This window comes from Xanthobacter cornucopiae (assembly GCF_043195065.2).
Lineage (GTDB): Bacteria > Pseudomonadota > Alphaproteobacteria > Rhizobiales > Xanthobacteraceae > Xanthobacter.
Genome location: NZ_CM195531.1, coordinates 1,147,436 through 1,171,627, shown reverse-complemented (window position 1 = coordinate 1,171,627; position 24,192 = coordinate 1,147,436). Strand labels below are relative to the sequence as shown.

Here is a 24,192-nt window from a genome sequence, read left to right as displayed (position 1 = left end):
GTGTCCCGCCCCCACCTTTCGCGGGCGAGGCTGAGGGGGCGATGTTCCGAGCCTGGAGGGCTTGGACGTATGACGATTTCAGAGCTTACGCTTAAATCCAGCGCCGAGGGGCCAGTGCGGCGGTTCGAGGTTTTCACCGGAGTGGGGCGTCGCCGAGAGTGGGCTCCCGAGGAGAAGGCGCGGATTGTCACCGAGAGCCTTGAGCCTGGATCCACGGTGAGTGACGTGGCGCGCCGCCATGCCTTGTCGCCGCAGCAGTTGTTCACCTGGCGCCGGGAGGCGCGCAAGGCGGCCGAGACGTTCCAGGCGTTCGTGCCGGCGGTGGTCCCGCCGGAACCGGCTCCAGCATCGGAGCCGGCGGCCACATGCTTGCGGCGGAAGCGGCGCGGTCGGCAACATCGCGCGGCGGCGATCGAGGTCGACGTCGCTGGGGTCAGGGTGATGATCGAGAACGGGGCTTCGCCAACCATCATCGCAGCGGTGATCGGCGCGCTGAAGGATCGATCATGATCGGCCCAAGCGGCGCGGTCCGCGTCATGGTGGCGACGCGGCCGGTGGACTTCCGCAAGGGGGCGGAGGGGCTCGCGGCGCTGGTGCGCGAGACCATGGGCGCCGATCCGTTCTCCGGCACGGTGTACGTGTTCCGGACCAAGCGCGCGGACCGGGTGAAGCTGGTGTTCTGGGATGGCACTGGGGTCGTGCTCGTCGCCAAGCGTCTGGAGGATGGCGAGTTCCGCTGGCCGAAGATCGAGGACGGCGCGTTACGGCTGACAGCGGCGCAGTTGCAGGCCCTGCTCGAGGGGCTGGACTGGCGCCGTGTCCATGAGCCACAACGGACGACGATGCCGGTCGGAGCGTGTATCGCGAAGCCTCGCCCACGGAATTGATCTACATCGCCACGCGCATGATCGTCGTGAGCCGCAGCAGCATCTCCGGGACGATCGGCAGGGCGCAGTTCGAGGCGGCCGTCGCGCATCTCGAAGCGCGATATGGCATCCTGCGCGCGGTGGTCGAGGATGGGTATTTCGTCGAACGGATGGATGACCGATCCGCTGTCGAGAGCTGGTTGCCCGCCGATAGCTGCTCCGCCGAGGCATTGTACGCGCAGTTGCTGAATGCCGACCTCGACACGTCGAAGACGCTCTATGCCATCCACGTCATCGCTGCCGATGACGCAATCGATGTCTTCATGCTCACATCCCACGCCATCACTGACGCGACATCGCTGATCGAGCTGCATTCCTGTCTCGCCCATATGTGCGATTGCGCCGTGCGCGGCGAGGCCCCAGCCCTCGGCGTGCAGCCGTTCCCGACCCCGGTCGATGAAGCCGTGAGCCGCAGCCTGGCGGCGCTTGGCACCGATGCGCCGTCGTCTTCCTATTCCGGAGTGTTCGCTGAGATTCCCATGCCTGCGCCCCATGATGGCGGCCCCGTGACCCACCGGCTCGAGCGGATCGTGATCGGGGCGGATGCTGTACATCGGATCAAGGCGGCGAGCCACGCCACCGGCTCTTCCGTGCACGCGCTCCTGCTGGCCGCATTCGCGCTCGCCATAGGTGACGTCGCGGACGGCCACCCGCGCCAGATCCTCATGCGATCATCGGTGGACATGCGCCGGCGGCTCGAGCCCCACGTTTCCCCCGAACTGGTCTTCACGGCCATCACCGGGCACATCACGCCCGTGCCCGACCTCGACCGGCCCATGATCGAGATCGCCCGATTCATCTTTGACGATGTCCATCAGGGACTGGCCAGTGGTAGCATCTTTCACGACTACATCAATTATCCCAGGGCGTTCGGCAGCCCTCAGCAGGCGCCGGTCGCCATCAATGTCTCCGACATCCAGACGGTGCAGTTTCACTGGCCGGTCGAGCGGCTGGCCGTGACCGGCTTCGAGTATGCCTTGGGCTGGATGAAGAAATTCCCCAATGTTTCCGTGTCGGTCTATGACGGCACGCTGATCGCCAACGTCGTCTATGTGGAAGAGTTCGCCACTCCAGCAACGATCCGCGCCATTTCGGACGGCTTCGTCGGGAGGCTCGATTCAGTCTGCGCACACTAGAGGCCCTGTGCCGACGCGCGGGGCGCGGTGTGGGGGTTACGTCTACTTCGCAGCGAGCGGGACGTAACGCGGTGTCCAGACCTTGGCGCGCAGGCGCTGCTGGATCTGATCGACCGGGACGTCGGGTGCGGCGCCTTCCCGATGCGCCTGCATTGCGACCGCGAGGGCGACCTTGGCCGCGACTTCGCGCAGGGCGCTCACCGGGGGCAGGAGATTATGCTTCGGGTTGTCGCGCGCAGGCGAGGCATCTGCCAGCGCCTTCGCGGCCGCCATGAACATGCCATCGGTCACGCGGCTGGCGCCGACCGCAAGAACGCCGAGGCCAACTCCGGGAAAGATGTAGGAATTGTTGGTCTGGTCGACCTTGAAGCGGGCGCCGTCGCGCAGGAGCGGGGGGAAGGGGCTGCCGACGCCGACCAGAGCCCGCCCGTCGGTCCAGGCCTCGATATCCGCTGGCGTTGCTTCCGCGCGCGAGGTCGGATTCGACAGCGGAAAGATCACAGGCCGCTGGTTGCACTCGGCCATGGCGCGGACCACCGGCTCGCCGAAGGCGCCCGCCTGGCCTGAGACGCCGATCAGCACGGTCGGACGTGCATTGCGCACCACATCGAGGAGCGCAATCGTGTCGGGATGGTCGAGCGTCCAGCCTTCGATGGCCCGCCTGCTCTGCACGAAGGGGGCCTGGAAGGGCGCAAGACCGGGCATGCCGTCCATCAGCAATCCGTCGCGATCGACCATGAAGAAGCGTTGTGCTGCCTCGCTTTCCGACAGGCCGGCATCGCACATGGCGGAGCGGATCAGGCCAGCGATCCCGCAGCCGGCGGAGCCGGCGCCGAATACCGCCACCCGCTGCTCGGTCAGCGGCACGCCGGTGACAGTGACGGCCGCCAGCAAGGTGCCGGTCGCCACCGCTGCCGTGCCCTGGACATCATCGTTGAAGGTGCAGAGCCGGTCGCGATAGCGCTCCAGCATGCGCGTCGCATTGCCCTTGGCGAAATCCTCCCATTGCAGGAGAACCTTGGGCCAGCGCCGGATCACGGCGGAGACGAAGGCCTCGATGAAATCGTCATACTCCTGCCCCCGCACCCGCTCGTGGCGCCAGCCCACATAGAGCGGATCGGCGAGGCGGTCGGCATTGTCGGTCCCGACATCGAGCAGGATCGGCAGGGTGGTGGCCGGATGCAGGCCGCCGCAGCCGGAATAGAGTGCGAGCTTGCCGATGGGGATGCCCATGCCGTCCGCCCCCTGGTCTCCCAGCCCCAGGATGCGCTCGCCATCGGTCACGACGATCGCCTCCACCGCGTCGAAGCGCGGTTGGGCAAAGATCTGGTCGAGCCTTGAGCGGTGCGGAATGCTGAGGAAGAGGCCGCGCGGCTTGTGGTAGAGCCGGCTGAACTGCTGGCAGCCGGCGCCGACGGTCGGCGTGTAGACGATGGGCAGCAGCTCTTCCAGGTTTCCGACCAGCGTCGCGTAGAACAGGGTCTCGTTGATGTCCTGCAACTCGCGCAGGAAGGCATAGCGTTCGAGATCGGTCTCGAACTGGCGCAGCGACTGGAGCGCGCGGAACATCTGCTCGTCCAGGGTCGAGACATGCGGCGGCAGCAGTCCGTGCAGGTGGAAGGTGTCGCGCTCGGTCTCAGAGAACGCCGTGCCCTTGTTGAGCTGGGGATCGGCCAGCAGTTCGTATCCGCTCAGCGCGGTGGATGTGAGCGCGGGGGTCGCTTCAGACATGAAGATCGCTCCTGGACCCGCCGGCCCGGGCAAGTTCGATGTAGGTGTCAGGTCCGTAATGCAGGGTGTTGCGGGCGTAATAGGGCGGCACCTGCATGTCGAACTGAGCGTGTCCGTGGCTCACGTCGCTGCGCAGGAGATCGGTGCGGCTGGCGATGTCGAGGCGCAGCCGCTCGCCCGGCTTCAGCACCACGGGCTGCGGCGTGAGGCTGAAGCGCAGCGCCACCGGCACGCCGGGTGTCAGGGGCTCGGGCGTGTCGATGTCGATGGCGATCTCGGTCGCGGTGGAACGCGCCGCATCGATCCTGCGGCAGGCGGGGCGGATCGCGCCCATGGACAGGATCTGGTAGCCGCCGTCAGCCGCGACGATGCCGGTGCGGGCCACTACGTAGGAATCAATCTCGTTGGAGCTGAAGGACAGGCTCAGCGTCACCGGCCCGGCCAGCTCCGTCTCTTCCTCCACCGGCAGATCGAAGGTGAGGCGCTGGCTCTCCACCTCGTCGAAGCCCGCCGTCACGATGGCGCCGAGGGGCACAGCCGCCCATCGGTTGGTGCCGGCTTCGCCCGGCGCTCGGTCGAGGCGATGGGTTGCGCCGTCGGCACCATTGGAGGCCGGATAGAGGCGCAGCGCCGTGCTGCCGGGAAGGGGCCAGTCCGGCGCGCTGCGATAATCCTTAGCCCCTTCCGTCCAGTATCGCACCCGCGGCTGCGCGGCATAGCCGTTGTCCGCGCCGTAGACGAGATGGTCGAAGAAGGCGAGCGCCTCCAGCTGCCAGGCATAGACCGGCAGGTCATAGGTCGCAGGGCCGACGATCAGCCAGCGGTGATCCTTCGGCGTGCCGGCATTCTCGAACAGATCGTAGGCGCCGAACTGATGCAGGTTGAGATAGCCGGCATTCTGCACCACCACGAACGGCACCTCGATGTCCTCCAGCGCGCCGGACGGGCCAGCCGGCAGCACGCTCGTCCCCCGGGTCTTGCCGTCGAGCATGAGGCCGGCGAACAGCCGCCGCGTCTGCGGCGCCGGCACCTCCCGCTCGAAGGTCCTCATGATCCGCGTCATGCGCTTCTTCAGCTGCGGCCACCACACGTGCTTCAGGGGCGAGTTGGTGATGTGGCTCACCACCGCGCGCAGCAGCGGCGGCACGCGCAGCCGGAACTGCAGGGGCGTGAAGTTCGCCCCCATCCAGAGCGCGAAGAAATCGGGCTGTGGCGCGCCGCCGAACATGGCGATGTGGCGGAAGTAGTCCGTGCACATCTCGTTGGTGAAGAAGCCCTTCAGGGCCGGCGGGCGAAGCCGCGCCACCTGCGGCTGGGTCAGCCCGTAATAGGAGGTTCCGAATAGCACCACCTGCCCGTCGCACCAGGGCTGGGCCGCGGCCCATGCGATGACCTTGGCGTGGTCCTCCACGTCCGTGTCGTTGAGGTAGACGGCATCCTCCCCGCCCGAACGGCCCATGCCACGGCGGGTGACGATGACATGGGCATAGCCGCGATCGGTGAAGACCGGCGGGCTGCCGGTCTCATTGTTTCCGGCCGGGACGCCGGCGGCCTGCAATTCCTTGGAATAGGCCGCGAAGCAGACGACCGCCGGATAGCGGCCGGGTGCCTTGGGCACATAGACATCGGCAGCGAGCGCGATGGAGGACGCCACCTCGACCATCTGGTCCGCGAGGACGCGGCAGCCGAGCCCCGACTTCGCGGCGGGTCCCGGCGTCCAGCCCGCGAGCTGCGCGCCGAACAGGCCGCCCTTCGGCGCGATGAGATTGTCCCAGAAGCCCGGCTTCCCGTTCTTGGCCGTCATGTGCATTCTTCCCCGGTCTCGGGCTCACCGCGCCTGATCTTCGCGCCGGCGCGCCCTACAATTGCGAAATGTCGAGGCCGGTCTTCTTCTGCGCGGCGAGGCGCATCTCGCGCACGACCCATTTCTGCTTGTCGTCCGGAATGAAAAAACCGCCGATCCCGGACGAAAAGAGCAGGTCGAAGACCCGCTCCGTCACCGCGGTGAGCGCCTGCTCCATGTCCACTCCCGCCTCAGGCTTCGGGGGCACCATGATGACGATGGTGTCTTCCGCCTGCTCGACGATCTCGATCCTGAAATCCGGGCCCGGCGTGTAGCCGAACTCCGCGCAGACCACCCCAACCGGATCGGCGAGGAGCTTCGCGCGGTAATCGGCATCGGTGGCGATGCGCTCGTAATTCTTCTCGACGAAATCGGCGTTGCTCACGGCTGATCTCCCTCGGTGCGGGCCGCGTTGCGCAGGGCCAGCAGCTTGAATTTGGCGGCCACGGGCACGAGCCAGATGAACAGGCCCTGGCTGGACCACAGGTCCATCTGGTTGAGCGGCGTCGCGGCGGGCGGCGCATGGGGCGCGCGGGCGGGCGGAATGGTGAAGTAGACCCGGTCGCGCCGCTGCACCACCACCTTCACCTTGACGCCGGCCGGCACCGCCACGCCCATGGTCTTGAGCGCCTCGGCGGGATCGCTTTCCACCTGCGCGGCGAACGCGTCGTCGGTCCACACGCGCCGCGTCAGTTCCTTCTCGAAATCCCCGGACACGGATGCCTCCCTTATTCTGCATTGATGGGGATGCGGCGGAGCAGCGCCGCCGCCGGTTCACGGCTCGCGATTGATGATCAGGAAGCTCGGACCTTGATGCGCAAGCGCGCGGGCGAGCACGTCGCCGACGCTCTCGACAGAGTCGATCGTCTCGACGCGAGCACCGAACCCCTCGGCGATCTTGCGCATGTCCACGTCGGGATCGCTGAAGTCCAGACCGACGAAGTGGGTGCTCGCGATGGTCGTGCCCATCACATTGCACCACAGGTCCTTCAGCAGCCGGTACTCATTGTTCACAAAACAGATGAAGATGGACGGGATGGAATACTTCGCCGCCGTCCAGAGTGCGTGGATGGAGAACAGGCTGCCGCCGTCGCCGACGAAGCAGGCGGCATGCTGGCCGCTTGCCAGGCCGATGCCCACGCCCAGCGGCAGGGCCCAGCCCAGCCCGCCGCCACGGGGCGAGAAATGCACGTTCCGGAAGCCGAGGCTCACCGCCATGTCCTGCACGATGGCGTCCTCGGACGAACCTTCCGTAATGACATGCGTCGATCGGTCGAGATGGCGCAGCACCGCCAGGATCAGCGCATCGCTCGCGCGCGGTCCCGAAGCTGGATACTTCGCATCCAGAGCGGCCTCGCTGATCGTCCGCGCGGCGGCTTGCGCTGTGTCGGCGCCGAGCGCTGTAGCCAGCGCGTCCAGAGTTGCATAGATGTCGCCGAGCACGGCCATGTCGCAGGGAAAATCGAAGCCGAGCTGGCTGGCTGCCGGCGCGATCTGGATGACCTGCAATTCCGGCGGCAGCGCCTGGAGGCCGTCATAAGTGAAACTGTCCACCTTCTCGCCGATCAGCAGCATGGTGTGGTAGCGGCCGAGCGTCTCGTTGATCGCCTTCGTGGTGGGAGGAAGCTGGCCGCGGAAGTTCGGATGCAGCGGATCAACCGTGCCCTGCACATGGAAGGGCGCGGCATAGACGTCGGCCCCGAGCGCGCTGGCGATGCGGCTGATGGCATCGATGCCGTGCGCCGCGCCCACCGCATAGTCGGCGACCATGGCGAGCTTCCCCCTCGGCACCGCGGCGAGCGCAGCGGCCACCTCGCCGATGGCGCGGGGCACCACGTCCTCGATGATGCGCGTCTTCTTGAAGGTGGCGTGCTCGGTCTCCTCCAGCATGAAGTTCATGGGTATGGAGAGGAAAACCGGGCCTGTCGGCTGAAGCCGCGCGTGCAGGTAGCAGCGCTGCAGGGCGACGGCGAGATCGTCCGTGCGGGTCACCTCATAGGCGTATTTGGTTGCGGTCTCGGCCAGCTGGACATTGGGCGCGCCCAGCACCGGATTGTGGATGAGGAAGCGGGAATCCTGCTGCCCGTTGATGACCAGCAGCGGCACCCCGGACATGAGGGCGTTGCGCATGTTGAACATGCCGTTGGCGAGGCCCGGATAGGTGTGCAGGCTGACGATGGAGGGCTTGCCGGTAATCAGGGCATAGCCCGCGGCGATGCCGACCGCGCTCGATTCATGCAGCGACAGGACATAGGTGGCCTTCGAGGCCGCCACCGCCGCCAGGAAGGTGGTCTCCGTGGTCCCGGGATTCCCGAAAACAAACGGAATTTCATAAGTCTCCAGAAAATCCTGGATGAGCTCGCCGCCGGTCCGTGTCGTCATGTTCGCTCCAATGATCTTGCCGGAGCCAGCCGAGTGGCGTGCGCCGTACTTGGCATTTCACATGGTCAGCCGTCGCACCGGAAGGCGCCTGGTGCAACGTTCTGTCCGCGCGGCATCCAGTGCGCGCATTTCGTGGTGCGCCCGATCCCGGGGTTGAAGGTGTTGCAAGGATCGAGCGCCTTGAAATGGTCGACCATTGCGGGCTTCGCGAAATAGAGGTGCCCCACATTGTGCTCGGCGGGATATTCCGCGCCGCGGGCATCGAGCAGCTTCCACATGGCGTGCTCGATCTCCTCGCAATTGCTGCCCTTGGCCACGATATAGTCCTGGTGGAAGACGTGGCAGAAGAAGTGCCCGCAATAGAGCTTGCGGATCAGGTGCTTATCGATCTCCTGCGGAAGTGTCTCGAACCAGTTCTCGTCGTTGCGGCGGAGCGCGATGTCCAGCGCAACGATGTCCTCCACCTCCCTGTCGTGCACCGCGCGATAGCGGATGGCGGCGCCGGCGGCGGCGAAGCGGTGCAGGAAGGCCTTGTCGCCTTCATCGGGCGTACACTCGAAATAGTCCCCGGACTTCGACGGGAAGATCGATTTCAGATAGGCGCGGGCTTCCGCGATGCCGTCGTCACCCATCTTCAACAGAAGGTAGTGCTCGAAGCGGTCGCGGTAGTCCGTCATGCGCCGGGGCAGGTGCTTCGGGAAGAGATGGCTCAGGACCTGCAGCATCTTGGCGCTGAGATTCTTCGGCAGGAACGCGATCCGCCGGCAAAAATTGTCGAATGCCGCCTGGAGCGCGAACAGCCGCGGGATCATGTCGGTGCCGAGGTAATGAATCACCAGGAAGGTGTCCTTGCCGTAGACCTCCGCGCAATTGAACGAGTCCCGGTGCATGTACTCGCCTTCGATCGGCAGGTCCTTGAAGGTTCCGAGGATATGGCGGCGAACGCCTTCGAGCTCGCGGGTGTCGTTCGAGCCGATGTAGAAGACGACCTGATCCCTCTCCTTCGGGAAAGTGTCGAGCCGCACCGCCATCAACATCACCTTACCGGCGCTGCCCGATGCCTCGAACAGACGACGCGGATCGGCATTGAAGCGGGAGGGAGTCGGCGCCGAGATATCGCGCACATGGTCCGCATACTCATGGTCCGAGGCGGCGCGGGAGGGATCGTTGACGATGTCGGCGGGGGTGAAATCGCCGCTCTCGACCCGCTGAAGGATCGTTTCCGGATCATTGCCCAGCGCGATCCCGAGATGATTGACGAGATGCAACTCGCCGGCCGTATCCAGCCGCGCGAACAAGGCGAGCTGCGTGAAGGCCGGGCCACGATGGATCAGGGCACCGCCGGAATTGTTGCAGACGCCGCCGAACACCGATGCGCCGATGCAGGACGAGCCGATGACGGAGTGCGGCGCGCGGCCGATCTTCTCCAGCGCCTTCTCCAGGTGAAACAAGGTCGTGCCGGGCAGGCACACGACCTGCGTCCCGTCGTTGATCAGGTGCAGGCCCTCGATGCGCATGGTGTTGATGACCACCACGCCGCGATCGTAGTCGTCCCCGTCCGGGGTCGAGCCGCCGGTGACCCCGGTGTTGGCCGACTGCATGATGACGACCTTGTCCGCCGCTACGCAGGCCTTCAGGACGCGCCATTGCTCCACCAGCGAGCCGGGCCGCACCACGGCGACCACCGGGCCGGAACCGAAGCGGATGCCGCTGCGAAAGCGCCGCGTCGCCTCGGGGCTCGTCAGGACATGCGATCGACCGGCGATGTCCCGAAGCTCCGCAATGAGGATTGCGTCGCCTTCGGCCGCCTCTCGCGCAGAGGCTTTGCCCGCCGGAATGGTCAGGTCGAGAAATGCAGCATCCATGGCAACCATTCCCCCCTTTTCGTAACCTGTGGCCCCCGACAGGATCCACGAAGCGGCTTGATCGGGCGGTCCCGTCGTGTGCCGGCCAGTGCGCCGTCCGACAAGGATCGATGATCTCAGCCTATTTGGAGCCCCGCTGTGCAGCATCGCCAGAAGTGGTGATGCGACATATTCCCGTGGCGCGCCTTATTCGTCCTCACCGCGGGCCCCTCGGGACCGTGCCGAGAGGGGGGCGTGGGAGTGCCACTCATGGCCGATGGATCAGCCCCAGTGGTCCGGCGCCCGTTCTCAGGCCCGCGTTCCGCTCGTTTCTCTCCTGCTCTTGAGCAGCGCTTCCATGAAGATTGGCTCCCAGGTGAGGATGTGGTTCCGCATGAGCTCCCGGATGCCGTCCACGTTGCCCGCCTCGGCGAGGGCGGTCAGCTGGTAATGCTCGTCCACAGATGCGGCCTGCCGATCCAGGCCCGCGCGCGACGAGATGCCGTGGAGACGCATCTTGTCGCGCAGGCCCATGGCCACCTCCGTGAGCAGTGCATTCTCGGCCGCGCCAATGAAGGCCATGTGGAAATTGCGGTCGCTCTCCAGGTAGCCGTAGAGATCGTCATTCTCCACAGCCGCGCGGACCGCGTCGGCGTGGCCGGTGAGCTGCTCGATGAGCTTCTTTTTCTTCCGCGGCTTGAGGGCGAACAGTTCGGCGGCATGCACCTCGAGCAGGCTGCGCATGTCGAACAGATTACGCAGATCGTCCACGGTCGGCTCCACGACCTTGAACCCGCGATTGCGCATGGGCTCGATCAGGCCGGTCCGTGCCAGCTCCAGCAGCGCTTCCCGCACGGGCGTCGTGGACATGCCGAGGTCGGCCGCCAGGGTGGGCACCGAGTACATCTTACCCGGGCCGCTTTGTCCCGAGATGATCTCCGACCGCACCTGCCGCAGCACCTGTTCACGCAAATTCGGATCCATTACCCGCCCGCAGTTGGTGCCCTGAGGCACAATTGGTAGCGCTCTACAATAATGCGGCACTGCGCACCGCGCAAGCAACGCAAGCGGTGACGGCGACAGAGATCGCTGGGAAAGTCGGCACTTTTGAGCCTGCACAAACTTTGCGCTTGCCGTTGGTGGCGCGCCAATCTAAAACGTGACGTGTGACGCGCTACTGTAATGCAGGATACTCACCATGAATGCGCCTCTCAAGCGATGGCTCTGCCTCGGGTGCGGTTTTTCGTATGACGAATCCCTCGGCCTTCCGGAGCACGGGCTGGCACCCGGCACCCGCTGGGCCGATGTCCCTGACGACTGGGTCTGCCCCGATTGCGGCACCCCCAAAAACCAGTTCGAGATGGTGGAGATGGGCTACGCCGAAGGCGGCGTCGATCTGGCGCGTATCGCCTGAGCCCGCAACAACCTACGGGAGACGAACCATGCCCAAATCCTTTGTGCTCCGGGCGAACGAGCGTGGCCACGACGTGATCTATTCCGACGGAAGCGCCTCGTCTTATGTGGCCGGCCACCCTGGCAGCTATATCGCCCGCGAGTCCAGCTTCAACTTCCATCAATACCAAAGCGGACGCCCCGGCTTCGGCACTGTCCGCGTGTTCGGCGATGAAGTGTTCAATGGTGCCGGCTGCGGCTACAACATGCACCCGCACCACAATTTCATCATCTGCGCGTTTGTGCTGGAAGGCGAGCTGACCCACATCAACACCGCCGGCCGCGGCACCGTGGACCAGTTGCGGCAGGGCGATTACTACGTGTTCTCGGCCGGTTCGGGCGGCAAGCACTGCGAGCTGTCGATCAGCCCGGAGAACATGAACGCCATTTATCTGTGGCTCATGCCCGGCCAGCTCTATCTGCCGCCGAGCTACCATCGCGCCCACTTCGACATCCGCACCCGACGCAACCGTATCGCTCAGCTCGTGGGCGACGCGGACGGCGCGCTGCAGGTGTCTCAGGACCTGCGCGTCTCGCGTCTGGTGACCGACCGCGCCGGACGCTTTACCTACACCCCACGCACGCCGGAGCACGGCGTTTACGTGTTCGTCGCGGAGGGCGGCGCCACCGTGAACGACGTCGCGCTCGCGCGTCGCGACAGCTTGGGCATCAGCGGCGTCGAGGCCCTCGCGATCGAGGCTCCCGACAGCTCCGACATCTTCTTCGTCGAGACCGCCATGCTCGACGATGCCCGTATCCGCGCCTGGGAAAAGGCCCACGGAGCCGACCTCCTCGACTGAGGCCGAGCCCGGCGATCCATCCCAAGGGAGACGACAATGCCGATCATGGACGTGCGCTATGCCGCCGGGACGCTCGATGCAGCGGCGAAAGCCGATCTTGCCGCGCGCCTCACCGACGTGCTCATCAAAATGGAGGGCGGCGCGAACACGCCCGGCGGGCGTGCGTTCGCCTGGGTGTTTTTCACTGCCTTCGCCGCCGATGACTGGTGGATCGGCGGCCGAACCGATGGGACTTATGTGACCGGGCCGGGAAAGTTCCTGGTCAATGTCTTCATCCCTGAAGGGTACATGAACGTCACGCACAAGAACGAGGTTCATGCCTGGGTGGCGGAAGCGATCGCTGCGGCGACCGGCTGCTCCGATCCCGCCGGAAGCCTGCTCACCGTCATCAACGAGGTGACCGAGGGCAATTGGGGCGATGGCGGCCAGCCCATCAGCCTGGAATCCATTGCCAGGACGGTGGGCCAGGATGGCGGCCCCCGGCCGCTCTGGTCGCGCGCCTATTTTGAGGCCAAGGCGCGGGCCATGGTGGCGGCGGGTTATCCGGGCGACACCGGCGGAATGCTGCCCTCGCTGCGGCCGCGACTGCTGGCAGCGGCCGCAGACCCGGCCTGATAACCGGCGCCGGGACCGGCGCGCCTTTCCACACCCGCCGAAGCGCGGAGACACGCGCGCGGCCTCCTGCCACAATTCCAGAGAAGATGTGAGGGGAACTTCGTGACCGACCAGACCATCTTGGGCCATGTCATGGATCGCAGGCGCCTCCTTGGCAGCGCAGCCGTCCTTGGCGCGGCCGCCCTCCTTCCCCGCATCGCCCGCGCGCAGAGCGGCGAGCTCGTCGTCTCCAACTGGGGCGGCGACTGGAACCAGCGCATCGCCCAGGGCTTCGAGGAGCCGGCTTTCGCCGCCTCCGCCATGCGCATCATCCACGATCTCGCACCCGTGCCGGAGCGCAAGGCGAAGCTGCTGGCGGAGCGGCGCCTGCCGCGCTCCAGCGTCGATGTGACCTGGCTGAGCGACGCCGATGCCTATGAGATGAGCGCCCAGGGCGTGCTGGAAACCCTCGACATGTCGCGCATCCCGAGCGCTGGCCACATCATCCCCTCGCTACGGCGGCCCTATTTCATCCCCGCGGCCTATGGCGGCGTGGTGCTGATCTACAATCCCGCCCGCATCCCCGAGCCGCCGACCAGCTTTGCCGACCTGTGGAACCCGAAATACGCGGGGCGCGTCGGCATCATCGATCAGCTCTACTTCAACTATATCTATGCCGCCGCGCTCGGCTACGGCGGCTCCATGAGCGATGTCAGCAAGGCGTTTCCGGCCCTGCTGGAGCTGAAGAAGACGGTGCAGCCACGGCTCTATCCCTCTCATCAGGCGCTGGCCGCGGCGTTCAAGGCGGAGGAGGTCTGGATCTCCGTCAACTACAGCGCCCGCGCGATTCAGTGGGAGAAGGAGGGCCTGCCGATGCGCTGGTCCTATCCGAAGGAGGGTGCTGTCGCCATCGCGTTCGGCGCGGGCATCCCGAAGCGGGCGCGCAACGTGGACGGCGCCTACGCCTATCTGGAGGCGATGCTCCAGCCAAAGGCCATGGGCGCCATCTCCCTCGCCACGTCCTATGCCGTCGCCACCGACAATGCCGACGTCCCCGTGGTGGATCGCAAGCGCCTCGAATTCACCGCCGACCAGATCGCGAAGCTCAATTTCGTCGACTACCCATATGCGGCGAAGAGCGACGCCCAGTGGATCGAGTGGTGGAACAAGGAATTCAAGGCGTGAGCGCGCTCGCCATCACCGGGGAGGACAGCCTGACCGGCGGACAGCCGGCCCCGGGCGGCCCCGGCCGCGGGCGCCGGCGCTCCACCGCCGGCTGGCTGCTTTTTCCCAGCCTGACGCTGGTGCTGGCGGGCCTGATCCTGCCGCTTGCCCTCATGGCCCGTACCAGCGTCGCCCATTTCGATGCCGCCTCACCGGATCTCGCGGGCTTCACGCTGGAAAACTATGTCCGCTTCTTCGGCGAGCCGTTCTATCTGATGATCCTCGCCCGGACGCTGGTGGTCGCGCTGATCTGCACGGCCATCTGCCTGGTCCTCGGTGTCCCCGCAGCGTTCGTCATCAGCCGGGTCGAGAGCCGCGCGCTGAAGGCGGTGCTCATCCTCGCCACGATCATTCCGCTGCTCATGGGGAACGCGGTGCGCGCGGCGGGCTGGATGGTTCTGCTCGCCGACAAGGGACTGATCAATTCGGCGCTCTTGTCCGGCGGGTTTATCGCCGAGCCGGTCCGTATCCTCTACACCGGATCGGCGGTGGTCATTGGCCTCATCGCCGTGCTGCTGCCGTTCATGGTGATCTCGCTCGAGAGCGTGTTCGAGAACATCGGCACGGCCTATGAGGAAGCCGCCCAGACCATGGGTGCGCCGCCGTGGACGGCATTCTTCCGCGTGACCCTTCCCCTCGCCATGCCCGGCATCTTCTCCGGTTGCCTCTTGTGCTTCGTGCTGGCGATGAACGCCTATGCGACCCCAGTCCTCATCGGCGGCCCTTCGTTCCAGATGATGGCACCGAAGGTCTTCGAGCAGGCGATCAAGGTGTACAACTGGCCGTTCGCCGCCACCATCGCTCTGGTGCTGATGGCCGTGACGCTGGCGCTGAGCGTCGCCTCCAGCCTGGCGCTGCAGAAGCGCTACGGAGTGCTGTGACCATGACCGGCTCGCGCTCCCCCTTCCTGCGCTCCTTGTCGGACGGATCGTTCTGGCCGGTCATCGTGGGCGGCTGCGTCGCGGCCTTCGTCATGGTGCTCTCGCCGCTGGCGGCGATCATCTGGGTCAGCTTCTTCGAGAACAAGATCATCAGCTTTCCACCGACCGGCTACACCTTCGACTGGTATCGGGCCGCAGCGTCAATGCCCCAGTTCCGCGACGGCTTCTTCACCAGCCTGGAGCTGGGCCTCGTCGCGATGCTGGTGAGCCTTGTCGTCGGTGTGCCGGCGGCCCTTGTGCTGGCCCGGGGGCGCTTCCCCGGGCGCGAGGCGATCCAGTCGCTGCTGCTGGCGCCGCTCATAGTGCCCGGAATCGTCGCTGGGGCGGCGCTCTATATGTTCCTGATCGAGGTGGAACTGGCGAGCGGCGTTCAGGTCGCAATGACCTTTACCGGCCTCGCCATCGCCCACAGCCTGATCGCGCTGCCCTGGACGGTGCGGCTGGTGACGGCCTCGCTGGTGGGCCTGGATCCCCAACTGAAGGAAGCCGCGCTCACCATGGGTGCGCGGGAGTTCACCGCGTTCCGGCTGGTGACATGGCCCCTGATCCGGCCCGGGGTGGTGGCGGGAGCGCTATTCGCCTTCATTGCATCCTTCGTGGACCTTGAGAAATCCCTGTTCCTGGTGGGGCCGGGAATGACGACGCTGCCCATCGTCATCGTCAACTATCTGGAGTGGAGCATCGACCCGACCATTGCTGCGGTCGCGACCGTCCAGATTGCCATCATTTCGGCGGGACTCGTCCTGACCGACCGCTACTTCAAGCTTGCGCGCGCATTCTGAGGAACGGAGATGTCTAGCATCCTCATCCGGGACCTCGTGAAACGCCACGGTGCGCAGGTGACTGTCGACCGCGTCTCCCTGGAGATCGGTCAGGGCGAGTTCATCGCCTTTCTCGGCCCCTCCGGCTGCGGCAAGACGACAACCCTGCGCATGATCGCGGGCCTCACCGAAGTGAGCGCCGGCTCGATCCATTTCGGTACGCGCGAGGTCACCAACCTGCCACCTTACCTGCGCGACGCCGGCCTCGTGTTCCAGGGCTATGCCCTGTTCCCGCATATGAGCGTCGCGGAGAACGTCGCTTTCGGGCTTCAGATGCGCAAGGTCGACCGCGCGGAGGTGCGGCGCAGGGTGGACGAGGCGCTCTCTCTCGTGAAGCTCGCACACCTTGCCGAACGTCTGCCGAAAAAGCTCTCCGGCGGCCAGCAGCAGCGGGTCGCGCTGGCGCGGGCCATCGTCTACAAGCCCGAGGTACTGCTGCTCGACGAGCCGCTCTCCGCTCTCGACGCGAAACTGCGCACCGAGGTCCGCACCGAATTGCGGCGGCTGCAATCCGCGCTCGGGCTCACCACCATCTTCGTCACTCACGACCAGGACGAGGCGCTCAGCGTTGCCGACCGCATCGTGGTGATGTCGGCGGGGCGGGTGGAGCAGGTCGGTACCCCGCGCGAGATCTACCAGCGGCCGGCGACGCGCTTCGTGGCCGAATTCATCGGTCTCACCAACCTGTTCCCCGGCGGGCTCGATGGCCCGGGCCGGTTCCGGTGCGAGAGCGGCGAGTGCTTTTCGACCGGGAAGGCGGACGCGCCGCCGAACGCATCGGTGCTGGCCATCCGTCCCGAGCATGTAAGCCTGCTGCGGGGTGACCCCGGGCCCGATGGCGCCTGCGCCCTGGCGGCGACTGTCGAGGACGTGATCTATCGCGGCGCCCTGACTGAGTTCGTCGTGCGCACCGCCTCGGGTGCGAAGCTCGCGGCGCATCTGCAGAATGCCGACCTCGGCCGCGATGAGCTGCGGCCGGGAGACCGCGTGATCGCCTCCTGGCCGGCGGATGCGCCGATGCTGTTCTAAACCCGAGCCCCGCGCCTCATCCGGCGCCTGAACCTCTCCCTCGATCTGACGGCCGTCTTCCGCGGCCGGAGAAGCCGCGCGCCCTTCAGCGCGCGAAAGACGGACCATGGCTGAACGACACCAAGGCTATTGCACTCTCTGCCGCTCGCGCTGCGGCTCCATCACGCTGGTGGAGAACGGGCGGATGGTCGGTGTGGAGCCGCGTCCGGGCCATCCCACCGGCGGGGCCCTGTGCGCCAAGGGTCGCGCAGCGCCGGAGCTGGTACACAGCCCCAACCGCCTCACCAAGCCGATGCGCCGCACCGGGCCGAAGGGCGAGGGTGCGCGCTGGGAGGAGATCGGCTGGGACGAGGCTCTTGACGAGATTGCAGGCCGCCTCAGTGCCATCAAAAGCGGGTCTGGCGCCGAAGCGGTGGCCTTCGCCGCTACCACCTTCAGCGGATCGCCCATCGTCGACAGCTACGAATGGGTAGAACGCTTCGTGCGGTGCTTCGGCAGCCCAAACCTCATTTATGCCATCGAGGTGTGCGGCTGGCATAAGGACTACGCCCATGCGCTCACTTTCGGGCGCGGGCTCGGCGTGCCGGACTACGATCATGCCGATGTGATCGTGCTGTGGGGGCACAATCCCGCGCGCACCTGGCTGGCGCAGGCGAGCCGGGTAGCGGAGGCGCGCCAGCGTGGCGCGAAGGTGGTGGTGATCGATCCCAAGCCGGATGGCTCGGGCCAGCAGGCGGACCTGTGGCTGCGGATGCGGCCGGGTGCGGACGCTGCCCTCGCCATGGGCGCGATCCATCATCTGATCGCAACCGGGCGCTTTGCCGACGATTTCGTGCGGCGCTGGACCAATGCGCCGCTGCTGGTGGACGCGCATACCGGTCGGCTGGTGCGCGCCGAAGAGACTTGCGCAAGGAAGGGGTTCCTCGTGCTTGATGTGGACGGTCGTCCGCAGCCCTGCGACACGACCCGCGCGCCGCAAAACGCCGCGCGCTGGGTGCTGGACGGCGCGGCGCGCCTGCGCGGCGCGGACGGGCGCGGGATCGTCGCCGAAACGGTTCTGCGCCGGCTTGCGGCGCGGGCAGCCGGATATCCGCTCTCCCGCGTGAGCGCCCTGACGGGGCTCGAGGCGGACGAGATCGCGGCCTTCTACGCCCTGCTGGAAGGCGCCCCGCGCGCCGCCTATTACACCTGGACCGGGGTCGGCCAGCACGCCAACGCCACCCAGACCGAGCGCGCCATCGCCACCTTGTTCGCCCTCGTCGGTTCCTGCGACCGGGAGGGCGGCAACATCTGGACCGTCCCGCCGCCGGCCAACACGCTGAACGACCTCTCCCTGCTGCCACCCGGACAGAAGGAGAAGGCGCTCGGCCTCGCGGAGCTGCCGTTGGGCCCGCCTACCCACGGCTGGATCACCGCCCGAGACTTCGCCCGTGCTGCCATCGATGGCGCGCCCTACAAGGTGCGCGCGCTGATGAGCTTCGGCACCAATTTCGCGGTGTCGCAGGCCGACACGGCGCGCAACCTCGCAGCGCTGGATGCGCTCGAGTTCCATGTCCACGCGGACATGTTCATGAACCCCACGGCCGCGCGTGCGGACATCGTGCTTCCGGTGAACATGCCCTGGGAGCGCGACGCCCTGCGCATCGGCTTTGAGATCACCCAGGCGGCGGCGGAGACGATCCAGTTCCGCCGGAAGGTCCTCGAACCCCTGGGGCAGAGCCGCGCGGACCATGAGATTGTGATGGCTTTGGCGACGCGCCTCGGTATGGCAGCCGAGTTCTTCGGCGGCGACATCGAGGCGGGCTGGAATGACCAGCTGGCGCCCCTCGGCCTCACCGTCGAAGACCTGCGCGGCGCGCCGGACGGGGTGCGCGTGCCGCAGCCTTTCGCCCATGAGAAGTTCGCGACGCAGGAGGCTGATGGCACCGTGCGCGGCTTCGACACCCCGACCCGCCGGGTGGAGCTCTATAGCGAGCGCCTGCTGGAGCATGGCCACGACCCATTGCCCGATTTCGTACTCCCCTATGCCGACGAGGACAGGGCGCTGCCGCTGATCCTCACCACCGCCAAGAGCGGCTGGTTCGTCCATACCTCCCATCGCCATGTGGTTTCCTTGCGCCGCAAGGCGCCGGACCCCGTGGTCGAGATCAGCCCGGACCTCGCCGCCGCCCGTGGCCTTGCGGCCGGGGACTGGGCCGAGGTGCGCACGCGGGAGGGGGCAGCGCGCCTGCGGGTGCGCATCAACACTTCGCTGGATGCGGCGACCGTGGTGGCCGACTTCGGCTGGTGGCAGGCGTGCGCCCCTCTCGGCCGGGCCGGCACCGGCAGCCATGGGCCGGGAACAGCAAACATCAACGCCGCCCTGAGCGATGCGGTGCGCGATCCGATCAGCGGCTCGGTGCCGCTCAGGGCGGTGCGCTGCGAGATCATCCCGCTGCCTGAGGCCAATCGCGGCCGATGGCAGGGTGAGCGCCGCTTCATCGTCGCCGACGCGCATGCGGCCGATGCGAAGACCCGTGCCCTGACGCTGGCGCCGGAGGACGGCGACGCTCTGCCGGACTTCCTGCCCGGTCAGCATGTGATGGTCCGCTTGCCGCAGGGCGGTCCGGCACGGGCCTATTCCTTGACCGGGCCGCCCGCCGCGCCGCAGACCTTCTCCATCGCCGTGCGGCGCAATCCAGCGTGTACGGATGGCGAGGAGGCCGGCTTTCTCTCTCACCGCATCCAGGAGCTTGAGGCCGGCGACGTGCTGCTGCTGGAGCCTCCATCCGGCGTGTTCACACTTCCCGTCGGCGGGGACCGTCCGCTTCTGCTGATCGCCAACGGCATCGGCATCACTCCCTTCCTGCCGCTTCTTGAAGCGTTGGCGGGGGCGCGGGCCGGACGCGCCGGAGATGTCCTGCTGCTGCACGGCTGCCGCCGCCGCGCTGAACACCCGCTCGCCGACCGGCTTGATGCCCTCGCAGAGCGCATTCCAGCGCTGCGCAGAATCACGGCCTATTCACGGCCCGATGTACAGGACCTTGCCGGGCACCGGGTTTCGCACCGGGTCGTGGCGGGTCGCCTCGACATCGACGCCCTCCGCGTCAGCGATGCCCTGCCCGACGCGCCGGCGGGCAGGGCGATCACTTATATCTGCGGAACTGCGGATTTCATCGCCACCATGCGGCACGGGCTGCTGCGATGGGGGGTGTCGGGCTTCGACATCTTCACCGAGGCCTTTTCGGTCGCGCCCGAGATGCCGGCCCGGCTCGCGCCGAGGCGCGTGACCGTGGTGGGACCCAACCGGTCTTTCGTGTGGACGCCGCAAGCGGGTTCGCTGCTCGATGCCGCGCAGGCGGCGGGGATCCAACTGCGCAGCGGTTGCCGGGTAGGCCAATGTGAAAGCTGCGCCGTCGCGCTGGTGGATGGCCAGGTCGCCCACCGCGTGCCGGTGGAGGCGGATGCCGGCACCTGCCTCGCCTGTCAGGCGGTGCCCCTTACCGATCTAACCATTGCCCCGTGATCGCACCAGGATGACGTAACGTTCACCGCCGCCTCAATCCACCCCTGCCGTACCCAAGGAAGGAAAGATCATGCAAGAGAGAACCTCCTCCCGCCGCGCCATGCTCCGCCTCGCAAGCATCGCCGCCGGCGCCGCCGTAGTGGCAGCTTCCGCTCAAAGCGCGACGGCGTACCAGGGCAATATGGAGCGCGCCATCGGCGAACTCGAGGTCGCCCTGCGCTCCCTGCGCGAGGCGACGCCCGACAAGGGCGGCCACCGGGAGCGCGCGATGGAGCTGATCCGTCAGGCGATAACCGAGGTGCAGGCGGGCATCGACTATGCCGCCCGCAAGTTCGGCGACTGAGGGCGAGCCGATCAAATTCAAGCAATTGATGGCCGACAATCTGCAAGCCCGTCGTTCGGGTTGAAAGAAGAGCGGCGGATCAGGTCGAGCCGCTTCATCCGCATCCCGGGAGGCCGGGATGCGTTGAGCGGGCTGAAATTTTCTGCCATCTTCCGGCTACTTTCGGGGCTGCCCCAGCGTGAGAGACACGGAACGCGAACTCGCCGATTGCGTCGGCGCCATCTACCAGGCCGGCGCCGGGGACGGCAGTTGGCTGGACGTCGGCGACCGTATCTGCCGCATCATGGATGCGCGGCGCGCTGTGCTGGTCCTCGGCGGTCCCGGGGGGGCGCGCAACTTGCTGATGCAGCCCGACGGCAGCGAGAGCGCCTATTCGGCCTATTTCCACGCCAGAGACCCCTACGCTGCCAAGGCCCGCTACGACTTTGCGACAGCGCGGGCCCACCACCTCGGCAACGCAAAGCTCGGCGCCGAGCTGGTCGCCGAAACCGAACTCCTCCGCAGCGAATATTACTTCGACTTCGCGCGGCATCACGAGCGTCGTCATGTGATCGGCGGCATGGCCGGCCTCACGGAGGCAACTCCGATATTGGTGTCCCGCGGCGACGACACGGGGGCATTCGACGAAACCCATGTCCGCCTGCTCAAAACCCTGATGCCGCATGTCCAGCGCGCCATCGAGTTGCGCGCGCGGCTCGGGCGCGAGGACGAGGCCGCCGCCCTGACGCGCGCTGCCCTGGACGCGCTTCCCGTAGGCGTGGGGGTGGTCGATGCGGGCCTGAAGATCCGCTTCGTCAACGATCTTGCTCGCAGGTACTTGGCCGGTCCCGATTCCGCCCTGTTCTCCATGCGCTCCGGCCCTTTTGCGGGCAGTGGCGTGTACCTCTCCGCCATGTCCCGCGAAGAGGCCGGGTTGCTGCGCAAACTCGTTACCTCCGCTACGTCAGGGGGGCCAGGGGGGGCTATGCGTGTCACCTCGCGCAACGGCGCCATCGCCGCGCTGACGGTTGCGCCGGCGCCGCTGGGCCTTGCAAATGACGTGAGAGGGCGGGACGAAGGCGATGGCAGGGACCCTTTGGCTCTCATCCTCCTGCGGCCGCTTAATCGCAAGGTTGTGCCGCAGGCGGACATGCTGTGCGAGATGTTCGGCTTCAGCCGTGCCGAGGCGGAGGTCGCGGTCGCGCTCACCGGCGGCGCCAGCGCCGAGGACGTGGCGCGCGGACGCGGGGTCTCGCTCATGACCGTCCGCAGCCAGATCCGCTCGATCCTGGGCAAGTCGGAAGCGGAAAACCTGCGCGATTTCGAACGCACCATGGCGACCCTCGGGGCGCTTGTGCCGCAGCTGCGCTGAGGGGTGTTTGGCCGGCCCGTCGGTCGGCACACGTCCCGCATAGACAGTTCTGACGATGAGGCCTCTGGCCCGGCTGGCTAGGCTCCGTTCAATCGAACCGGGACCGGACGCACGCCATGCAACAGCACGTCATTCCTGCGCGACGCCGGCGCATGATCGTCGGGATCAGCGGCGCCACCGGGATCATCTACGGGCTGCGCATCCTGGAGGTGTTGCGGAGCCTCGACATCGAGACCCATCTCGTCATGTCGAGGCCAGGCGAACGCACCCTCGTATATGAAACCGATCTGAAAGTGCGCGACGTCCGCGCCATGGCGGACTTCAGCTATGGCGACGCCGACATCGGCGCCACCATCGCCTCCGGCTCGTTTCGCACCATGGGCATGATCGTCGCCCCCTGTTCGGTGAGGAGCCTGTCCGCCGTCGCCACGGGTAACACCGACGGTCTGCTCACCCGCGCGGCCGACGTCTGCCTGAAGGAGCGCCGCCGGGTGGTCCTCATGTTCCGGGAGACGCCCCTGCATGCGGGTCACATCCGTTCCATGGCGCAGGCCACCGAGAACGGCGCGATCGTGTTTCCGCCTGTCCCCGCCTTCTACGACCGACCGACCTCGCTCGACGAGATGGTGAACCATACGGTCGGCCGCGTGCTCGACCTCTACGACCTCGACGCCGGCTTGTTTGACCGATGGAACGGCGGGTCGAAGGCCGCCGCCGCCCGCTCCGGGGGAGATGCATGATGCCGCTCACCGACCTGCGCTTTTTCATCGAGGCCCTGCGCGGCCTTGGAGAAATCCAGGAGATCGGCGCGCCGGTCTCGCTGGATCTGGAGCTTGGCGCCATCATCCGGCGCTGCATCGAGACCGGGGCGCCGGCGCCCCTGTTCAACGCCTTCTCCGATCACCCCGGCGGTTTCCGCGTCCTCGGCGCGCCGGGCGGCACCAGCGCCCAGCCCGGGCTGGAGCTGGTGCGCACCGCCCTCGCGCTGGAGCTACCGCCGACAACGGGCGGCCTCGCCATAGTGGAGGCCATCACCGCGAGCCTCGACAAGCCGGCCATCGACCCCGTGGTTGTGGACGATGCGCCGGTCTTCGAAAACACCGTCACCGGCGCCGCGGTGGATCTCACCGCGCTTCCCATACCACTCCTACACTATGGGGACGGCGGACGATACCTAAACACCTTCGGATGCATCGTCGCGCGCATGCCGGACGAAACCTGGACCAACTGGTCCATCGCCCGAATGATGGTGATAGACAGCAAACGCCTCTCTGGGATCGTGGCGCCGGAGCAGCACCTCGGGATGGTGGCGAAGGCCTGGGCGGATCTGGGCAGGCCGATGCCGTTCGCCCTGGCGCTCGGGGTGGAGCCTGCGATTCCCTTCATCTGCGGCATGCCGCTGCCGGCCCATGTCGACGAAAGCGGGCGCCTCGGCGCGCTGCTGGGGCGGGCGATCCGGACAGTGCGCTGCAAGACCATCGACCTTGAAGCGCCAGCCAGCGCAGAGGTCCTGATCGAAGGGCACCTCCATCTCGATGAGTTGGTCGAGGAAGGCCCCATGGGCGAGTTCGCCGGCTACGTCCCTCTCGATACGCAGATGCGCCGACCCACCTACCGGGTCTCCGCCATAAGCTATCGCGACAGCGCCATCCTGCCGGTTGTCGTTGCCGGCGAGCCGGTGGAGGAGAACCACACCGCCTGGGGCCTGCCGAGCGCGGCTCAACTCCTGCATGAGCTGCGCCAGGCCGGCGTCCCGGCCACCGCGGCATGGATCCCGCTGCAGTCGGCGCTGCACTGGCTGGTGGTCACCGTTCCGCGCGACTGGCGTCGCCGGAGCGGCGTCGGCGAGAGCGAGGCGTTGTGCCGGCGCATCGGCCAAACCGTGTTCGCGAGCAAGGCGGGGGCGGTGATCCCCAAGGTGATCGTGCTCAATGACGACATCGATCCGACCAACCTGAAGGAACTGGTCTGGGCCTTCGCGACCCGCTGCCACCCGTTGCTGGGCCATGCCGTGTTCGACGACATCGAGGCCGCGCCGCTTCTCGCCTATTTGCGCAGGAGCGAAAAGGTTTCAGGCCACACCGGCAAGATTGTCTACAACTGTCTTGCCCCGGACGAATGGGGCGAAGCCCTGCCGATGCGGGCCTCGTTCCGCCACGGCTATCCGGCGGAGATCGTCGACCGCGTGTCTCGGCGCTGGCGCGAATACGGGTTCAGTTGAGCGTCCCCATCCACCCCCGTCAACAGCCGGTGGTCTGGGCATCAGCCCG

General features: G+C 66.8%; 22 protein-coding genes. 15 read left to right on the top strand and 7 right to left on the bottom strand.

All coding sequences use genetic code 11. From position 1 onward, the window contains the following. Window positions 1–69: 69 nt before the first annotated feature. The 3 genes from tnpA to V5F53_RS05215 are packed head-to-tail and all read left to right on the top strand — an operon-like array spanning window position 70 to window position 2,062. Window positions 70–510 (top strand): IS66-like element accessory protein TnpA, encoded by a 441-nt coding sequence (gene tnpA, locus V5F53_RS05225; RefSeq protein WP_393998418.1) that lies wholly within the window; start codon window positions 70–72, stop codon window positions 508–510. Beyond that, window positions 507–887, top strand: coding sequence for an IS66 family insertion sequence element accessory protein TnpB (gene tnpB, locus V5F53_RS05220; protein WP_393998419.1), 381 nt, complete (start codon window positions 507–509; stop codon window positions 885–887). Before tnpA ends, tnpB begins: the two co-directional genes overlap by 4 nt. Next, complete coding sequence (locus tag V5F53_RS05215; protein WP_393998420.1) at window positions 857–2,062, top strand: phthiocerol/phthiodiolone dimycocerosyl transferase family protein; 1,206 nt, start codon at window positions 857–859, stop codon at window positions 2,060–2,062. Before tnpB ends, V5F53_RS05215 begins: the two co-directional genes overlap by 31 nt. A gap of 42 nt (window positions 2,063–2,104) precedes the next feature. Here V5F53_RS05215 and V5F53_RS05210 read toward each other — a convergent pair whose 3' ends face one another. From V5F53_RS05210 to V5F53_RS05180, 7 genes are all read right to left on the bottom strand, one after another. Next, entirely contained in the window at window positions 2,105–3,793 is a 1,689-nt protein-coding gene (locus V5F53_RS05210; protein ID WP_393998421.1) for an NAD-dependent malic enzyme, read from the bottom strand. After that, on the bottom strand, window positions 3,786–5,597 hold the full coding sequence (locus V5F53_RS05205) for a CocE/NonD family hydrolase (protein ID WP_393998422.1): 1,812 nt from the start codon (window positions 5,595–5,597) through the stop codon (window positions 3,786–3,788). The genes V5F53_RS05210 and V5F53_RS05205 overlap by 8 nt, the downstream gene beginning before the upstream one ends. Window positions 5,598–5,652: 55 nt before the next feature. Continuing rightward, window positions 5,653–6,021 carry a hypothetical protein gene (locus V5F53_RS05200; protein ID WP_393998423.1) on the bottom strand — a complete coding sequence of 123 codons (369 nt, stop codon included), beginning with the start codon at window positions 6,019–6,021 and terminating at the stop codon, window positions 5,653–5,655. Beyond that, window positions 6,018–6,353, bottom strand: a complete 336-nt coding sequence (locus V5F53_RS05195; protein ID WP_393998424.1) for a hypothetical protein — start codon at window positions 6,351–6,353, stop codon at window positions 6,018–6,020. Before V5F53_RS05195 ends, V5F53_RS05200 begins: the two co-directional genes overlap by 4 nt. A 57-nt stretch (window positions 6,354–6,410) precedes the next feature. Beyond that, window positions 6,411–8,018 (bottom strand): thiamine pyrophosphate-binding protein, encoded by a 1,608-nt coding sequence (locus tag V5F53_RS05190; RefSeq protein WP_393998425.1) that lies wholly within the window; start codon window positions 8,016–8,018, stop codon window positions 6,411–6,413. A gap of 65 nt (window positions 8,019–8,083) precedes the next feature. Then, window positions 8,084–10,030 carry a D-lactate dehydrogenase gene (gene dld / locus V5F53_RS05185; protein WP_393998426.1) on the bottom strand — a complete coding sequence of 649 codons (1,947 nt, stop codon included), beginning with the start codon at window positions 10,028–10,030 and terminating at the stop codon, window positions 8,084–8,086. Window positions 10,031–10,171: 141 nt separating this feature from the next. Next, the gene (locus V5F53_RS05180; protein WP_393998427.1) at window positions 10,172–10,834 is read right to left on the bottom strand and encodes a GntR family transcriptional regulator; all 663 of its coding nucleotides are present in this window, start codon (window positions 10,832–10,834) and stop codon (window positions 10,172–10,174) included. A 226-nt stretch (window positions 10,835–11,060) separates the two neighbouring features. On the opposite strand from V5F53_RS05180, the gene V5F53_RS05175 reads away from it, so the two are divergent. From V5F53_RS05175 to V5F53_RS05120, 12 genes are all read left to right on the top strand, one after another. After that, window positions 11,061–11,276, top strand: coding sequence for a rubredoxin (locus V5F53_RS05175; protein ID WP_393998428.1), 216 nt, complete (start codon window positions 11,061–11,063; stop codon window positions 11,274–11,276). Between the two features lie 28 nt (window positions 11,277–11,304). After that, on the top strand, window positions 11,305–12,114 hold the full coding sequence (locus V5F53_RS05170; RefSeq protein WP_393998429.1) for a pirin family protein: 810 nt from the start codon (window positions 11,305–11,307) through the stop codon (window positions 12,112–12,114). 45 nt (window positions 12,115–12,159) lie between these two features. Next, a complete protein-coding gene (locus V5F53_RS05165) occupies window positions 12,160–12,729 on the top strand; it encodes a tautomerase family protein (RefSeq protein WP_509212943.1) in 570 nt (189 codons plus the stop codon). A gap of 102 nt (window positions 12,730–12,831) precedes the next feature. Next, window positions 12,832–13,893, top strand: a complete 1,062-nt coding sequence (locus V5F53_RS05160) for an ABC transporter substrate-binding protein (protein ID WP_393998431.1) — start codon at window positions 12,832–12,834, stop codon at window positions 13,891–13,893. Next, window positions 13,890–14,813, top strand: coding sequence for an ABC transporter permease (locus V5F53_RS05155; protein ID WP_393998432.1), 924 nt, complete (start codon window positions 13,890–13,892; stop codon window positions 14,811–14,813). Before V5F53_RS05160 ends, V5F53_RS05155 begins: the two co-directional genes overlap by 4 nt. A 2-nt stretch (window positions 14,814–14,815) precedes the next feature. Next, window positions 14,816–15,655 carry an ABC transporter permease gene (locus V5F53_RS05150; RefSeq protein WP_393998433.1) on the top strand — a complete coding sequence of 280 codons (840 nt, stop codon included), beginning with the start codon at window positions 14,816–14,818 and terminating at the stop codon, window positions 15,653–15,655. Between the two features lie 9 nt (window positions 15,656–15,664). Then, the gene (locus tag V5F53_RS05145) at window positions 15,665–16,723 is read left to right on the top strand and encodes an ABC transporter ATP-binding protein (RefSeq protein WP_393998434.1); all 1,059 of its coding nucleotides are present in this window, start codon (window positions 15,665–15,667) and stop codon (window positions 16,721–16,723) included. A 106-nt stretch (window positions 16,724–16,829) separates the two neighbouring features. After that, entirely contained in the window at window positions 16,830–20,228 is a 3,399-nt protein-coding gene (locus V5F53_RS05140; RefSeq protein WP_393998435.1) for a molybdopterin-dependent oxidoreductase, read from the top strand. Between the two features lie 70 nt (window positions 20,229–20,298). After that, window positions 20,299–20,571: a hypothetical protein gene (locus V5F53_RS05135; RefSeq protein ID WP_393998436.1), complete on the top strand. Its 273-nt coding sequence runs from the start codon at window positions 20,299–20,301 to the stop codon at window positions 20,569–20,571. Between the two features lie 178 nt (window positions 20,572–20,749). After that, the gene (locus V5F53_RS05130) at window positions 20,750–21,922 is read left to right on the top strand and encodes a hypothetical protein (protein WP_393998437.1); all 1,173 of its coding nucleotides are present in this window, start codon (window positions 20,750–20,752) and stop codon (window positions 21,920–21,922) included. A gap of 116 nt (window positions 21,923–22,038) precedes the next feature. Next, complete coding sequence (locus tag V5F53_RS05125; RefSeq protein ID WP_393998438.1) at window positions 22,039–22,662, top strand: UbiX family flavin prenyltransferase; 624 nt, start codon at window positions 22,039–22,041, stop codon at window positions 22,660–22,662. Next, the gene (locus tag V5F53_RS05120; protein ID WP_393998439.1) at window positions 22,659–24,143 is read left to right on the top strand and encodes a UbiD family decarboxylase; all 1,485 of its coding nucleotides are present in this window, start codon (window positions 22,659–22,661) and stop codon (window positions 24,141–24,143) included. The genes V5F53_RS05125 and V5F53_RS05120 overlap by 4 nt, the downstream gene beginning before the upstream one ends. Window positions 24,144–24,192 lie beyond the last annotated feature (49 nt).

Coding starts and splice junctions, on each gene's coding strand:
- tnpA (WP_393998418.1), top strand. CDS start 70: ATGACGATTTCAGAGCTTACGCTTAAATCCAGCGCCGAGGGGCCAGTG.
- tnpB (WP_393998419.1), top strand. CDS start 507: ATGATCGGCCCAAGCGGCGCGGTCCGCGTCATGGTGGCGACGCGGCCG.
- V5F53_RS05210 (WP_393998421.1), bottom strand. CDS start 3,793: ATGTCTGAAGCGACCCCCGCGCTCACATCCACCGCGCTGAGCGGATAC.
- V5F53_RS05205 (WP_393998422.1), bottom strand. CDS start 5,597: ATGACGGCCAAGAACGGGAAGCCGGGCTTCTGGGACAATCTCATCGCG.
- V5F53_RS05190 (WP_393998425.1), bottom strand. CDS start 8,018: ATGACGACACGGACCGGCGGCGAGCTCATCCAGGATTTTCTGGAGACT.
- dld (WP_393998426.1), bottom strand. CDS start 10,030: ATGCTGCACAGCGGGGCTCCAAATAGGCTGAGATCATCGATCCTTGTC.
- V5F53_RS05175 (WP_393998428.1), top strand. CDS start 11,061: ATGAATGCGCCTCTCAAGCGATGGCTCTGCCTCGGGTGCGGTTTTTCG.
- V5F53_RS05170 (WP_393998429.1), top strand. CDS start 11,305: ATGCCCAAATCCTTTGTGCTCCGGGCGAACGAGCGTGGCCACGACGTG.
- V5F53_RS05165 (WP_509212943.1), top strand. CDS start 12,160: ATGGACGTGCGCTATGCCGCCGGGACGCTCGATGCAGCGGCGAAAGCC.
- V5F53_RS05150 (WP_393998433.1), top strand. CDS start 14,816: ATGACCGGCTCGCGCTCCCCCTTCCTGCGCTCCTTGTCGGACGGATCG.
- V5F53_RS05145 (WP_393998434.1), top strand. CDS start 15,665: ATGTCTAGCATCCTCATCCGGGACCTCGTGAAACGCCACGGTGCGCAG.
- V5F53_RS05140 (WP_393998435.1), top strand. CDS start 16,830: ATGGCTGAACGACACCAAGGCTATTGCACTCTCTGCCGCTCGCGCTGC.
- V5F53_RS05135 (WP_393998436.1), top strand. CDS start 20,299: ATGCAAGAGAGAACCTCCTCCCGCCGCGCCATGCTCCGCCTCGCAAGC.
- V5F53_RS05125 (WP_393998438.1), top strand. CDS start 22,039: ATGCAACAGCACGTCATTCCTGCGCGACGCCGGCGCATGATCGTCGGG.
- V5F53_RS05120 (WP_393998439.1), top strand. CDS start 22,659: ATGATGCCGCTCACCGACCTGCGCTTTTTCATCGAGGCCCTGCGCGGC.